Consider the following 14047-nt stretch of genomic DNA (forward strand, 5'->3'; position numbering starts at 1 on the left):
TTCCGAGGCGGGGTGTTGCACGTTGCCGCGCCGTTCTCGGAACATTGACCGATATAATATTCACCGCCCGCCGCGGGTACGGTAGAAAAGAAGAACTAAGCACAGAAGGAGTTGAAGGCCGCTCCATGACTATCTTGGATACCATTAACTCGCCGCAGGACCTCAAGGCGCTGTCTGCAGACAAGCTTGAGGAGCTGGCGGCAGAGATTAGGCAGCGCCTCATTGACAAGGTCTCCGTCACGGGCGGACATCTGGGGCCTAACTTGGGCGTGGTGGAATTGACCATTGCGTTGCACCGTGTATTTGACTCTCCGCGTGAGCCCATTATTTTTGACACTTCGCACCAGTCCTATGTGCATAAGATGCTGACTGGGCGCACGGATCAATTCGATACCTTGCGGCAAAAGGACGGCCTTTCGGGGTATACGGACCGCGGCGAGTCCGAGCATGACTGGACCGAGTCCTCCCACGCTTCGGCGTCGCTGTCTACGGTTGATGGCTTGTCTAAGGCCTTCAAGATTCGCGGCGACGGTCACCGCAATGTCATCGGTGTTGTCGGCGATGGCGCCCTCACCGGCGGCATGTGCTGGGAGGCGTTAAACAATATCTCTGAGGACAAGGACCGCAATGCGGTTATCGTGGTCAATGACAACGGCCGTAGCTATTCGCCCACCATCGGTGGCATTTCCGAAAACCTCGGCCGCATCCGCTCTCAGCACGGTTATGACGAGCTCATGGAACAGGGTAAGCGCCGCCTGAAGCAAATGGGATGGGTAGGCGAGCGTGCCTTTGATGCTTTGCACGCCATGAAGGAAGGCGTCAAGTCCACCGTCTTGCCTACCGAGATGTTCCCGGAACTGGGCATGAAGTACATCGGCCCCATCAATGGCCACGATATCGATAGCTTGGTACATGCCCTGACTTATGCCCGCGATTATGACGGGCCCATCATCGTGCACGTGGTAACAGAAAAGGGCCACGGTTTTGCCCCGGCTGTCAATGAGCCGAAGGACCAGATGCACTCCACCGGTGCTATCGATCCGGTCACCGGCGTGGCTAAGGGCACCAAGCAACCTGGTTGGACGGCTGCCTTTTCCGAAGAGCTAGTGGCCGCTGCCGAAAAGCGCGATGACATCGTGGCCATTACCGCTGCCATGGCCGGTCCTACTGGGCTGGCTCCCTTCCAAGAGCGCTTCCCAGAGCGGTTCTTTGATGTGGGAATTGCCGAGCAGCACGCAATGACCTCCGCCTCTGGTTTGGCGCTCGGCGGGATGCACCCCGTCGTGGCGGTGTATTCCACTTTCTTAAACCGCGCCGTGGATCAGGTCATTATGGATATTGCGCTGCTAAAGCTGCCGGTAACCATCGTGCTTGACCGCTCCGGAGTTACCGGTTCCGATGGCGCTTCGCACAATGGCGTGTGGGATATGGCGCTCATGAGCATTGTGCCGGGAATGCATATTGCCGCACCGCGCGATGGCGCGCGCCTGCGGGAGCTCTTCCGCGAGTCGCTAGAGATTGAATCTGGCCCGTCCGTGGTTCGCTTCCCTAAGGGCAACCTGCTGCCGGATATGGAAGCGGTGGATACGTTGGGAGATGGCGTAGACATCCTGCACTATGGCGAAGCTGATGCCGGCGAGGACACCCCAGAGGTGCTCATCGTGTCCATCGGTGCCATGTCCGCGCGCAGCATCGAGGCTGCGAAGCAGCTGGGGGAGCAGGGCGTGAACGTTACCGTTGTTGACCCGCGTTGGGTAGCGCCGGTGGCAAGCTCTGTGGTGGCTCTCGCCGCTGACCACGACTTGGTGGTTACGGCAGAAGACGGCCTTGTCCGCGGCGGTATTGGCTCCATGATTTCGGAGGCCCTCAGCGCAGCCGAGGTCGATACTCCTGTGCGCCGACTCGGCGTTCCGGGATACTTCCCTAAGCACGGCTCTCGCGGCGAGGTTTTGGAAGAGTTCGGGTTGACGCCTGAGCTTATGGCGGCATCGATAAGCGAGTGGCTAGAAAACCTCACTGCTGATGCCAACGCGCGAGGAGAAAAGGACTAATCCTAGCCTGCTAAATATTCGTAGAAAAGACCGTCCACGATAATCGGGGCGGTCATTTCTATTTGCCATTCGCGCGCGCCCTCCGCGCGGAGGAAGGCAGCGACGTCGCCAGGCTGCCGGATGGCGCCGGCGACAGAATCAGGTCCGCGGTGGCGCTTATCGGCGCGCACACCTACCTTCGCCCATACCGCTGCACGCACAGCGGCAGGGCGGATAAGGAGTTCGGATGGCATACCGAGCTCAGCAGCGAGATCGGCGATATCCGCGCGGATAGTCTGGTAAATCTCCCATAGGTCCGAGTAGTCCTTGGCCCAGATGGTTTTGGAAGGAACCGGTTGTGGGGCGCGATGGACGCGAGGCCGCTGCTGCGGAGGAACGGCGCGGGCCTGGTGAAGTACAGCCATCCACTGGGCGGTGGCGCCCTTGCGCCGGCGGGGAAATCCCTTGACTCGGGCAAGATCGCCCGCAGTGGTGGGAAGGGTGCGCGCAATTTCTACCAGCGTCCTATTTGCTAATACCCGGCCGGGCGCAGTGTCCGTGCGCCGAGCGATAGCGTCGCGCTTGGCCCACAGCGCTCGAGCAGCAGCGAGCTGACTGCCGCTGCGCAAACTGGAGATGCCCTTCAGATCACGCCACGTGTGTGGCTGGGGAGCAGAGTCTCCGGAATGTTCCTGGACTATGGCGGAAAATTCTTCTAAAGCCCAGTCCATCTTGTCCTGTTCGGCCAAAATGTCGCGCAGGGCGTCGGCTAGCTCGAGGAGCAGTTCCACATCGAGCGCGGCGTAAGCCTTGAGTTCCTCGCTGAGCTGCGGGGTGGACCAGTCGGCGTCGCCGTAGCCCTTTTCCAATTCGACGTCAAAAAGCTCTGCGACCATAGTTCCCAGATTGGGCCGTTCAAATCCCGCGAGCCGTGCCGCCAGTTCCGTGTCAAAGATGGAGCCAGGGAAGAGACCGAGCCACCCGAGACAAGGCAAATCCGAATGGGCAGCGTGAATAATCCACTCCGCGCTGTTGAGCACTGGGGCAAGGGCGGCCGTGAGCTCCTCGCGGTGTCCTTCAGGGGCAAAAAGCATCGTGCCCGCGCCGCGGCGGCGAATTTGCACTAGGAAGGCGCGATCATCGTAGCGATAGCCGGAGGCGCGCTCGGTATCGATGGCAAAGGGGCCCGTACCCGCGGCGAGGCGGGCTGCGGCAGCGGTGAACTCCTCCGGGGTAGCAAGAACCGGCGGGACGCCTTCGAGCGGCCGGCTGCGCAATTCTGGCATATTAGCGGCCGAGCTCAGTGACGCCCTCAGGGGGTAGTCCGGCAACGTTGGCCAATACCTGGGCAAAGGCCTGCACGTGGGGTGCCAGATCGAGGCCTTCGGCAGTCCACGAAGCACGCATTTCAATCTGGTAGGCGCGCGGTGGCCCGCCAATCTCGCCAAAACGCACGGACGCGGTGGACGTGACGGTGCCGCCCAAATTGGTGTGGCCGGCACCCTCCTGTTCTAAGCCTTCGTTGAGCCATTGCCACGCCACATCGGGCAAGAGCGGATCGCCGGCTACGGCGTCGTCCATATCCGCCTGGATATAGGCCACGAGGCGCATGGCGCCCTCCCAAGCCTCCTCAGCGCCCGGATCGTGGAGCAGGATGAGGCGACCAAAGGCGTCGCCCTCTGCATCGGTGGGCACGATATCTGGGTTGTCTTCGTTTCCCACCTCGAGGCCGATTGCGTGGCTAAACGGCGCAAGGCGTTGCGGTGGGCGAATGGAGCCTAGGGTGATCTCAGGGCGCAGGTTGGCCGCGTGCATGGACTCCACTGCTTGGGTGAAAGCGGCGGGGGTAGCTGGCTCGTGGGTTTCCGCCTGCCCGTGCAAAGGGGTGGGGGCGGAGGCCTCGGTGCTGCGTGGGGTGGTCGATTCGGAATTGCTCACGACGTTCAAGCTATAGTTTCGCGTCCTCTAGCTGGGGGAGGCGCGCCGATGCGTGGGCGTGTCGTCCTCCTCGTGGCCGAGAAGTGACAAGGTTTCATATCCAACTTATGATGGATGTGTTCGTTAACCCAAAGGCTTCTGCAAAGGAGAACGCAATGGCGAAGCTTGATTACAAGGAACTCAACGCGGTTCAGCAATATTCCCAGCACGCAGTTTTTAAGGTGATTCCGGGCGCGCTCGGCACCGAGCGAGCGGAGATCATCGCCCAAGCGCAGGAGTTCTTTGCCGGCGTGGAAGAGGCCGGAAAGGTAACCGTGCGCGGCATTTACGACCTCACGGCTATGCGCGATTCCGCCGACTTCATGATCTGGTGGCACGCCGAGGAATTCTCTGACCTACAAAAGGTCTTCGGGGACTTCCGCCGCGAGACCACCCTGGGCCAGGTCAGCGAAGTGACCTGGGTAGGCAATGCCTTGCACCGTCCAGCAGAGTTCAATAAGTCCCACCTGCCATCCTTCATCATGGGTGAGGAGCCCAAGGAGTGGATCTCGGTATACCCCTTCGTGCGCTCTTATGACTGGTACACCATGGACGATGAAAAGCGCCGCCGCATCCTCATGGAGCACGGTATGCAGGCGCGCGACTACCCCGATGTGCGCGCAAATACCGTCCCAGCCTTTGCCCTGGGTGACTATGAGTGGATTTTGGCCTTCGAGGCGGACGAGCTCCACCGCATCGTCGACCTGATGTACCTGATGCGCTACACCGAGGCCCGCCACCACGTGCGCGAGGAGATTCCCTTCCACACCGGCCGCCGCGTCAAGGACGTAGCAGAGCTCATTGCAGTACTGCCCTAAAAGAAACGCCGCCTAGCAGTAACCCTGCTCGGCGACGTCCCTTTGCTGCGCCCCGTCACTAGCCTGCAAGTTAGGCTACTGGCAGGGCGCTCTTTCTTGTGCATGCCACCTTAGGCGGTGCCACCTTCTACCGGCTTTTCCTCCAAGTCCAGGCAGATGGAGTTGATGCAATAGCGCAAGTCGGTGGGGGTATCGTAGCCCTCGCCCTCAAAGACGTGCCCCAGGTGAGATTCGCAGTTGGCGCACAGAACCTCTACGCGGCGCATGCCGAGCGAGTTGTCTTCGCGCTCAATGATTTTGTCTCCTGCGAGTGGGGAGAAAAAGGAAGGCCAGCCGCAGTGGGACTCAAACTTTTCCGTAGAGCGGAAAAGCTCGGTTCCACACGCGCGGCAAGAATAGACCCCCTCGGTGGTGGTATTGGTGTACTCGCCTACGTGGGGCGGCTCGGTGCCGGCCTCGCGCAGGACGTAGTATTCCTCGGGGCTTAAGCGCTGGCGCCATTCGGTATCGGCAATGAGCTTGAAATCGGTCATGGGCCGAGTCTAAACCGTGCTGCGCGCGGCACGCCACCAGCCGGCGACCGTAGCGAAAATTGCGACGATAAGCAGCGCCCATCCCACCGTTGCCGTGAAAAAATTCATCCAGCGACCAGCATCCGGGTGCGCTGTAGACGCCCAGGAAACGGGAGCCAGATAGAGGAAGGCTGCAAACCACGCACCCGCAGAATGGAAAACCGAACGCTTGAGTACAACGGTAAACATCAATGGGAATAGCCACATAGAGTAATACTGCTGGCCAAGGGAAGACAGGAAGAAGATGCCCACCATGATCGCCCCGCTGGTCGTCAGTGCCCACAAGGTCGGGTCGGAGTTGCGCCAGCGCAAAAGTCCGAGAATCGCTGCGGCCGAAAGCGCGGCAAATATCAACCACACGGTCCAATACAGTCCCGCGCCAAAGTCAACGTAGGCGCGGAAGCCTGCCCAGGAAGAATTGGCATAGTCACGGGTTTCTGAGAGGTAGGGCAGGAGGTTATCCACAAATCCGCTAGCGCCCGGCACGAGCGGCCACGCTAGAAGGTTGAGAACTGCCGGTACGCCAATGCCAGTCGCGAGACTGCGCCATTGCAGCTTGACCAAGGGCAGGAAGAGCAACGGCGCAAATTGCGGCTTAATGACGATGGCCAAGCCAATGACCACGCCGGCCACCCAGCCCAGCCATGGGGTGCGCTCGGCGCGCAAGAAAGACCACAAGAACACGGCCATGCATAGCAAGAGAATGCCGTTGATATTGGTAAATGCGAGCGTATTGGTCACCGATTCCGTGACAAAGGCCAAAGCGATAGTTACTGGCCACACTGCCGAAGTAAGTGTGCGGCCCACCGTAAGGGTGAGCACCGCTAGCGCTGCCACGATTGCAGCCGCGTTGGCGACGATGAATAGTCCCCGTGCCAACGAAAAATCCATGTGCGCTAGTGGTGCGAGCAGCAACGTGGCTCCCGGGGTATACAGGTACAGCGGGTCAACGTGGTTATAAGCCTGCTCATAGACCGGCTGGCCAGTGGCCATGCGTATCACAGCGTTATACACGGTGGTGAAATCATCCGTCGGCGTGCCATTGCGCGCGATGATGAAAACGCGATGCACAACAAGCAGGATGGCCACGGGCCAGGCGGCGGCATTGATTCGGGAATTCACGGCCCCTTAGTCTACGGCCTAGCGGGCGCGGGAATACCGCAGAAACACCGTGCCATCCTGATCGGCCGCGACATTTTCTAACTGCATGCGGCGATGGGAATGCTCGCCCTTAAAGGTCGCCATGGGAGTTTCCACGCCGGTAGATAGATGTGGGTCCAGGGTCAAATACATCTGGTCGATGGCATCGATGTCTACCAGCTGCCCTATCATTCCTGGCCCGCCCTCGCACAGCACGCGCTTAAACCCGCGGTCCTGCAAGACGGAAATGTAGTCCTGCACGGTTCCTTCGCCAGCATCGCAGATTTCCGCGCCTGTGGATTCGATGGTCGCGATGCGCTTTGCGAGCTCTTGATCGTCCCTGCTGCTACGGGGGACCAGGATGATGGGAGGGGTAGTAAAATCCGTGAAGAAGTCCGAGGTGACATCAAACTCAAGGCTGCGGGAAGGCACCGCAATCGGAGCCGGCCGCGAACCATCCCCGTTAGGTTTTACTCCGGAGTAGTCCTCCGCGCGCACCGTTTGCGCACCCACCAGCACGACGTCTGCCCAGTTACGTAGCGCAGCAAAAAGCTGCCCATCAGTGTCATTTCCCATGGCTTCGGAAACGTGGTTCATGGTTGCCGATCCAGTTAGTGTGCTGACCATATTTGTGCGGACGGTGAATACTTCACCGGAATCGGGGCCCAATAGCGAAGAGATATCCATGTCTTCCCAGCCTAGTCAAGGCACCAGATACCCAGCACGGCAAAGTACCGGGCATAGCCACAGGAGTGGGGCTTACACCAGGCGGATGAGTATTACACCAAGCAAGATCACTGCAATGCCGGCTACCTGGCGCATTGCGACTCGCGCACCCCGCAGGCGATCAATGAGCACGGACCCCAACATGGAACCGAGAAGTGTTGCCACCACAGTAAGCCCAGTGCCAATTTGTGGTACTAAGGCCGCGTTGCCAAAGACAAACATGGCTCCCAAGGCGCCGCCTGCCCACATCCACCACGGATTAGCCTTACCCTCGGGACGCTCAATGCGAGGGCGCCAGCGCAAAACAATATTGAGCATTACGAGCGCGGAAACGCCGATGCTAAAAGAGACCAAAGCCGCACTAACGGGCGATCCGGTGATCTGCCCCAGGTGGCCGTTGATGGCGGATTGGCATGCGGTAAAGCAACCAAAGACAAAGCCGGCGAGGCGCCAAAGCCACAACGCTATAGCGCTGTCTTCTTGCTTCGTCGGCGCGCCGGGGCTAGCGACGATAGAAATCACTCCGCCGAGAACAACTAGTGCCCCTAGAGCGCGAATAAGGGACAGTGGGGAAGTGGGGGAGTCAAACAGCCCAAAGTGGTCGATGACAAGGCCCATCATGATTTGGCCCGCGATGGGAAGGACTACGGTCTGAACCGCACCCAGATGAGGAAATAGCAGGATATTTCCAGTAAGCGCAACCACGCCGAGCAGACCACCGAACCAAATCCACAGCGGTTCCCCAAAGGCACGGGAAATGCCGAATTCGCCGCCGGTGACGGCTGTCGCAATGACAAGCAAAGTCATCGTGCCCACGGCAAACGAAATGAGCGATGAGGAAAACGGCGTGCCAGTAGACGCGCGAAGGCGCGTATTAACCAGGGTCTGAACGGGCAGAACGAGTCCGGCGATAATGCCTAAGAGAATCCACAACACGTCGGGACACTTTACAGACATATAAAGAAACCCGCCCAAGCTCCTATGGGGTGGAGCGATGGGCGGGAAATAGTGGTCCTAACTGGGATTGAACCAGTGACCTTTCCGGTGTGAACGGAACGCTCTCCCACTGAGCTATAGGACCTTGCGGTGGCTAAATCTACACCGCACCAAATTCAAACACCTAATTGGCTGGGCAGTGGTGCACATCAGAGGGAGGGTGCACATCAGAGGGAGGCGGCCTGTGGTCCACTGCCTTCGGAGAATCACACCAGTGTGTTTTGGAATGGCCCGAATGTGAAAAGCGGGTGCCGGAAAGAATGCCGCTGGGCTGGGGATTTGGAAACTGGCGCGGAGCACGATAATGTTTCTTCTCGCACCGCAACGGTACAAAGTTTGCGGGGCAATGCGGATGTAGCGCAGTTGGTAGCGCATCACCTTGCCAAGGTGAGGGTCGCGAGTTCGAGTCTCGTCATCCGCTCCACGCTTTTCTAGGGGTTTGCCTGTGAAGAGTGATTCTAAATGAATAGCGCGCGATTAGCTCAGTGGGAGAGCGCTTCCCTGACACGGAAGAGGTCACTGGTTCAATCCCAGTATCGCGCACAAGGACTTTGTCCTAGAAACCGGGCCTGGTTTCGCATGCGGATGTAGCGCAGTTGGTAGCGCATCACCTTGCCAAGGTGAGGGTCGCGAGTTCGAGTCTCGTCATCCGCTCCAGCACTGTATTGTGTGAGGCGGTATCGCCACGGTGGAATGGCCGAGTGGTGAGGCAACGGTCTGCAAAACCGTGCACACGGGTTCGATTCCCGTTTCCACCTCAACTTCTTAATGCCTTCGGGCATTAAGCGCGATTAGCTCAGTGGGAGAGCGCTTCCCTGACACGGAAGAGGTCACTGGTTCAATCCCAGTATCGCGCACAGGGTTCCTTTTAGAACCCGTGGCAAACTTATGTTTGCCACGCGGATGTAGCGCAGTTGGTAGCGCATCACCTTGCCAAGGTGAGGGTCGCGAGTTCGAGTCTCGTCATCCGCTCCACATAGCCGCTCCAGAAATGGAGCGGCTTTTTCTATGTCTACATGTGCTCGTTCTCAGGCCCGCTCTTCCGCGACCCTACTTCGAGGCGTCCAGGGATAAGAACGCTTGCAATTGAGTTGCCATGCCTTAAATAGTGATAAATGCCTCTTTTTATTTCTGAAAAGGAACTCATTCCCAGTTCGCGCCGACATATGGCTCGACGCGCTGCTTATCGCGATTGCCGCTCTGGCAAACCGCGCGGCTAGTATGTCTGACAATTCAACTTGTGCATTTTCAACACAAAAGGAGCTATCTATGGGCTACCGCGTACCTTGGCTGCGCCGCACGGCGGCAGCAGTCGGCACTGCAGCACTGGTTCTGGCCGGGTCGATGCCTGCCGCCTTCGCGCACGACTCCGTTATTGGCGGTTCTGTCAAAGACGGCGACCAACTCGACGAGTTTCCTAAGGAAATCACCCTCGAGTTCTCTGGCATCCCCAAAGAAGACTTCAACACCTTTGCCGTGACCAACGTGGATACTGGTGAAAAAGTCTTTAGCCAGGAACCAAAGCTACATGAGCGGGATCTCACCATTGAAACTCCTGCGGATGTCCATCCTGGGCCGGGTAACTACCAGGTGGGCTTCCAGATCACGTCGTCGGACGGACACGCTACCCGCGGGGGAGTGGAATTCTCCGTCAAGGGGGACTCCACCGAGAGCACCGAGGCGGCTGAAGCTGATTCGGCGTCCCAGGATGGGGATGAGGGTTTGCCGACCGCGCTAAAAATCATCCTGGGTGTGGGCGGTGTTTTGGCAATCGCCGCAGTAGTTGCCCTATTTATTGCCAAGTCTCGTCGCATTGATTCGGAAGGTGAAAAATAATGTCCAAGATTTCTAGCATCGCCCTTGTGGGCTTGACTGTGGCCGGCCTCGCCCTGGCGGGTTGCTCACCACAAAACCAAAATGACTCCACCGAGTCGAAGGCAGATGCTTCCACTAGTGTCGGGAAAACATCCTCCGCTGCGGAATCTAAAGAACTGACCTTTGAGGACGCTGTCGTGCGAGCCAACGAGGACAAGGATATGACCGCCATCTTTGGCAACCTAGTCAACCATTCCGATAAGGACATCACCATCACTGGATTTTCCACCAGCCTCAACGCCAAGGTGAACCAGATGCATGAGACCGTCGATGGAAAGATGCGGGAAATGTCGAGCCCATTGGTAGTTAAAGCTGGCGAATCCCACGAGCTGGCACCTGGTGGTGACCACTTCATGCTCATGGAGATGGAAAACCACATCGCTCCCGGCGAATCCCTTGACCTCAAAGTGGAACTAGAGGGCGGCGAAGAGCTCGACCTGGGCGAGATTCAAACGCGCAGCATGCCCGCCGGCGATGAGGACTACGGCGATATGAAAGACCACCAGATGGAGGGACACGAACACTAGCTATGTCTGGATTCAGCAGAAGGGGGTTTCTCACCGGCGCTGCGGTATCGACCAGCGCCTTCGCGTTGGCTGGCTGCGCTGATCAGGGCTCTTCCCCGGATGCTCAGGCGCAGGATGGACCTGCGCTTGCCGACGCCCTCGTGGCATTCGACGGTAAACATCAAGCGGGTATCGCTACCGCAGCGCAGGCCCACCTGAATTTGGTGGGGTTCGACCTTAAAAGGGACGTCGACAAGCGGGGGTTCGCCAGCCTCATGAAGCTGTGGACCGAGGATGCGCGCGCGCTGTGTACGGGGGAGGCGCCGCTGGGCACTTTAGAGCCGGAGATGGTGCAGCAACCCGCCAATCTAACTATCACCTGCGGTCTAGGCGAAGAGGTTTTTAACCTGCTCGGAGTGGATAAGCCGCGGTGGCTGGGAGATGTGCGTTCCTTTCAACGCGATGCGCTGGAGCCCAAGTGGGGACAAAGCGATATCGTCTTGCAGATCTGCTGCGATGACCCACTGATGAATACCTACGCCCTGCGGCACATGGTGCGCGCGGGCGAGCACTATGCCAGCGTGAAATGGCTGCAGCAGGGCTTTATTAACGCCTATGGTAGCCAGGAAAAGGGCGCCACCGCGCGCAATATGTTCGGACAAAAGGACGGCACTGTTAACCCGCGCAGCGAGGAGGACTTCGCAGCCCAGGTGTGGATCGATAAGGGGCCGCAGTGGGCCAATGGGGGAACGGCGATGGTGGTACGCCGCATCCGCATGAACGTGGATACATGGGAAAAGCTGGATCGCTCTTCCCGCGAGAACGCTGTCGGCCGCAAGCTCGATACCGGTGCCCCACTTACCGGTAAGGATGAATTCGACGCTGCGGACTTCGATGCGGTAGATGACTATGGACTGCCGGTTATCGATAAGAACTCACACATGGCCGTGGCCGCCCCGCCCGCTGACCACCCAGAGCAGCGCATCCTACGCCGCCCGTATAACTATGAGTTAGCTCCCGATGGCAAGGACGGGCAGCTATCCAATATTGGGCAGGTTTTTATCTGCTACCAGCAGGATCCCACCAAACAATTTGAGCCTATCCAGGCCCGATTGGATGAATCTGACCTAATGAATGAATGGCTGACCCATATTGGCTCCGCTATGTATTTCTGTCCGCCGGGCACCCTTGCTGCCGATGGGCGTGAATCATGGTGGGCAAAATCGCTCTGCGAGCATGCAGGGTTGTAGAATAGCTATCCGTAAATTTAAATAGCGGACGCGGCCAGGTATGCCGCCGACGCACGAGCGCAAAAAGGAGCGCGATTATGGCGGAACTCATCCCCGCAGTACCGGTCAATTACGATTCCTTCACCGTGCCCGCCGGCCAGGCCGTGGGCGCAGCAATGCGAGAGCTCAACCTTCCCAATAAGGGCCCGGAGGCTGTCGTAGTCGTTCGCGGTGAGGACGGCACTCTCTTTGATTTGTCGCACACCCCAGACACGGAATCCACCTTCACCCCGGTAGCCGCCTGCGAGGAAGACGGCCGCGCCGTCATCCGCCACTCCTGCGGCCACGTTATGGCCCAAGCCGTGCAGGCCGAGTTCCCTGGCACCAAGCTGGGTATCGGCCCTGCCATTGAAAATGGCTTCTACTTCGATTTTCAGACCGCCGAGCCTTTCACACCGGAAGATCTCAAGGCGATTGAAAAGCGCATGAAGAAGATCATCAAGGGCGGCCAGCGCTTCGAGCGCCACGTCTATGAATCCGCGGAGGAAGCAGAAAAGGCCCTCGCCGAGGAGCCTTTCAAGCTCGAGCTGGTCCAAGACAAGGGTAACGTTGACCCTGACTCCGACGAGGCCGCAGAAGTCGGTTCCGGCGATCTCACCCACTATGACAACATCAACCCGCGCACCGGGGAAGTAGAGTGGTTCGATCTCTGCCGCGGCCCGCACGTGCCAACCACCAAGTACATCCCGGCCTTCACGCTGACCCGTTCTTCTGCCGCCTACTGGCGCGGCGACCAGTCCAAGGCTGGCCTGCAGCGCATCTACGGCACCGCTTTTGAGTCCAAGGAAGCGCTGGGGGCCTACCAGACCATGGTGGAAGAGGCCGAAAAGCGCGACCACCGCCGCCTGGGTCAGGAACTAGATCTCTTCTCCTTCCCGGATGAGATTGGCTCCGGCTTCCCGGTATTCCACCCGAATGGTGCGACCGTGCGCATGGAGATGGAAAACCACTCCCGCAACCGCCACGTACAGGCTGGGTACTCCTTTGTTAATACCCCGCATATCACTAAGGGCGACCTATTCAAGAAGTCTGGCCACTTAGACTTCTACGCCGACGGCATGTTCCCGCCGATGCAGCTCGATGGCGAATATGACGAAGAGGGCAATACCGTCAAGGAGCCGCAAGACTACTACGCCAAGCCCATGAACTGCCCGATGCACAACCTGATTTTTGCATCCCGTGGTCGTTCCTACCGCGAGCTCCCGCTGCGTCTATTTGAGTTTGGTACCGTCTACCGCTACGAAAAGTCTGGCGTGGTCCACGGCCTGACCCGTGCCCGCGGCTTTACCCAGGACGATGCCCACATCTACTGCACCGAAGAGCAGTTGGAAGAAGAGCTGACCAAGGTCCTCGACTTCATCATTTCCTTGCTGAAGGACTACGGCCTGTCTGACTTCTACCTGGAGCTTTCCACCAAGGACCCGAATAAGTTCGTCGGTTCTGATGAGATCTGGGATCGCTCTACGTCTATCCTGCAGTCGGTTGCAGAAAAGTCCGGCTTGGAGCTGGTTCCGGATCCCGCAGGTGCAGCCTTCTATGGCCCGAAGATTTCGGTGCAGGCTCGCGACGCCATCGGCCGTACCTGGCAGATGTCTACCGTGCAGTTGGATTTCAACCTGCCGGAGCGCTTCGAGCTGGAATACACCGCGTCGGACGGCACGAAGAAGCGCCCAATCATGATTCACCGTGCGCTCTTCGGCTCCATCGAGCGATTCTTTGGCGTCCTGCTGGAGCACTACGCCGGCGCCTTCCCAGCATGGCTGGCACCGCACCAGGTGGTGGGCATTCCGGTGGCTGATGAATTCTCCCCGCACCTCGAAGAAGTTGCCGCCCAGCTGCGTCAGAAGGGTATCCGCGCCGATGTGGATACCTCTGATGACCGCATGCAGAAGAAGATTCGCAACCACACCACCGGCAAGGTTCCGTTCATGCTGGTGGCTGGCGCACGCGACGTAGAAGCTGATGCCGTATCCTTCCGCTTCCTCGACGGTACCCAGGTCAATGGTGTGCCGGTAAAGGAAGCCGTGGAGCTCATCGCCGCATGGGTAGCAGAGCGCAACAACGAGCAGCCGACCGAAGAGCTCATCAGTGCCCGACGCTAAGGAGACACACGAAACC

Annotated in this window: 12 protein-coding genes and 7 tRNA genes; 12 read left to right on the top strand and 7 right to left on the bottom strand. The window is 58.8% G+C overall.

Going from position 1 to position 14047, the window contains the following annotated elements:
* The first annotated feature begins 125 nt into the window (after positions 1-125).
* Positions 126-2051 carry a 1-deoxy-D-xylulose-5-phosphate synthase gene (gene dxs, locus QKD99_RS00615; RefSeq protein ID WP_347950436.1) on the top strand — a complete coding sequence of 642 codons (1926 nt, stop codon included), beginning with the start codon at positions 126-128 and terminating at the stop codon, positions 2049-2051.
* Between the two features lie 2 nt (positions 2052-2053).
* On the opposite strand, the gene QKD99_RS00620 is transcribed toward dxs, so the two are convergent.
* Both QKD99_RS00620 and QKD99_RS00625 read right to left on the bottom strand, forming a co-directional pair.
* Complete coding sequence (locus tag QKD99_RS00620) at positions 2054-3316, bottom strand: HRDC domain-containing protein (protein ID WP_347950437.1); 1263 nt, start codon at positions 3314-3316, stop codon at positions 2054-2056.
* A 1-nt stretch (position 3317) separates the two neighbouring features.
* Positions 3318-3911, bottom strand: a complete 594-nt coding sequence (locus QKD99_RS00625) for a DUF3000 domain-containing protein (protein ID WP_347950501.1) — start codon at positions 3909-3911, stop codon at positions 3318-3320.
* 212 nt (positions 3912-4123) lie between these two features.
* Between QKD99_RS00625 and hemQ the strand changes: the two genes are divergently transcribed.
* Positions 4124-4825 (top strand): hydrogen peroxide-dependent heme synthase, encoded by a 702-nt coding sequence (hemQ, locus tag QKD99_RS00630; RefSeq protein WP_347950438.1) that lies wholly within the window; start codon positions 4124-4126, stop codon positions 4823-4825.
* 110 nt (positions 4826-4935) lie between these two features.
* Here hemQ and msrB read toward each other — a convergent pair whose 3' ends face one another.
* The 5 genes from msrB to QKD99_RS00655 all read right to left on the bottom strand — a co-directional run bounded on the left by msrB (position 4936) and on the right by QKD99_RS00655 (position 8344).
* Complete coding sequence (msrB, locus tag QKD99_RS00635; protein ID WP_005328550.1) at positions 4936-5358, bottom strand: peptide-methionine (R)-S-oxide reductase MsrB; 423 nt, start codon at positions 5356-5358, stop codon at positions 4936-4938.
* A gap of 9 nt (positions 5359-5367) precedes the next feature.
* On the bottom strand, positions 5368-6519 hold the full coding sequence (locus tag QKD99_RS00640) for a glycosyltransferase family 87 protein (protein WP_269953037.1): 1152 nt from the start codon (positions 6517-6519) through the stop codon (positions 5368-5370).
* Positions 6520-6537: 18 nt separating this feature from the next.
* Positions 6538-7224: a pyrimidine reductase family protein gene (locus QKD99_RS00645; protein ID WP_347950439.1), complete on the bottom strand. Its 687-nt coding sequence runs from the start codon at positions 7222-7224 to the stop codon at positions 6538-6540.
* Positions 7225-7296: 72 nt separating this feature from the next.
* Positions 7297-8199: a DMT family transporter gene (locus tag QKD99_RS00650; protein WP_347950440.1), complete on the bottom strand. Its 903-nt coding sequence runs from the start codon at positions 8197-8199 to the stop codon at positions 7297-7299.
* A gap of 73 nt (positions 8200-8272) precedes the next feature.
* A tRNA-Val gene (locus tag QKD99_RS00655) sits at positions 8273-8344 on the bottom strand.
* 263 nt (positions 8345-8607) lie between these two features.
* Here QKD99_RS00655 and QKD99_RS00660 point away from each other — a divergent pair.
* From QKD99_RS00660 to thrS, 10 genes are all read left to right on the top strand, one after another.
* Positions 8608-8683, top strand: a tRNA-Gly gene (locus QKD99_RS00660).
* Between the two features lie 47 nt (positions 8684-8730).
* Positions 8731-8802: transfer RNA gene (locus QKD99_RS00665), tRNA-Val, on the top strand.
* A gap of 38 nt (positions 8803-8840) precedes the next feature.
* Positions 8841-8916: transfer RNA gene (locus QKD99_RS00670), tRNA-Gly, on the top strand.
* Between the two features lie 30 nt (positions 8917-8946).
* Positions 8947-9017, top strand: a tRNA-Cys gene (locus tag QKD99_RS00675).
* A 27-nt stretch (positions 9018-9044) separates the two neighbouring features.
* Positions 9045-9116: transfer RNA gene (locus QKD99_RS00680), tRNA-Val, on the top strand.
* A 42-nt stretch (positions 9117-9158) separates the two neighbouring features.
* A tRNA-Gly gene (locus tag QKD99_RS00685) sits at positions 9159-9234 on the top strand.
* Positions 9235-9528: 294 nt separating this feature from the next.
* Positions 9529-10095 carry a copper resistance protein CopC gene (locus tag QKD99_RS00690; RefSeq protein WP_347950441.1) on the top strand — a complete coding sequence of 189 codons (567 nt, stop codon included), beginning with the start codon at positions 9529-9531 and terminating at the stop codon, positions 10093-10095.
* On the top strand, positions 10095-10661 hold the full coding sequence (locus QKD99_RS00695; RefSeq protein WP_347950442.1) for a copper chaperone PCu(A)C: 567 nt from the start codon (positions 10095-10097) through the stop codon (positions 10659-10661). Before QKD99_RS00690 ends, QKD99_RS00695 begins: the two co-directional genes overlap by 1 nt.
* A gap of 2 nt (positions 10662-10663) precedes the next feature.
* Positions 10664-11890, top strand: coding sequence for a Dyp-type peroxidase (locus tag QKD99_RS00700; protein WP_347950443.1), 1227 nt, complete (start codon positions 10664-10666; stop codon positions 11888-11890).
* Between the two features lie 77 nt (positions 11891-11967).
* Positions 11968-14031 carry a threonine--tRNA ligase gene (gene thrS / locus QKD99_RS00705; protein WP_347950444.1) on the top strand — a complete coding sequence of 688 codons (2064 nt, stop codon included), beginning with the start codon at positions 11968-11970 and terminating at the stop codon, positions 14029-14031.
* The last annotated feature ends 16 nt before the right edge of the window (positions 14032-14047 follow it).

Source organism: Corynebacterium sp. c3Ub_189, from assembly GCF_039907195.1.
Classification (GTDB): Bacteria; Actinomycetota; Actinomycetes; order Mycobacteriales; family Mycobacteriaceae; genus Corynebacterium.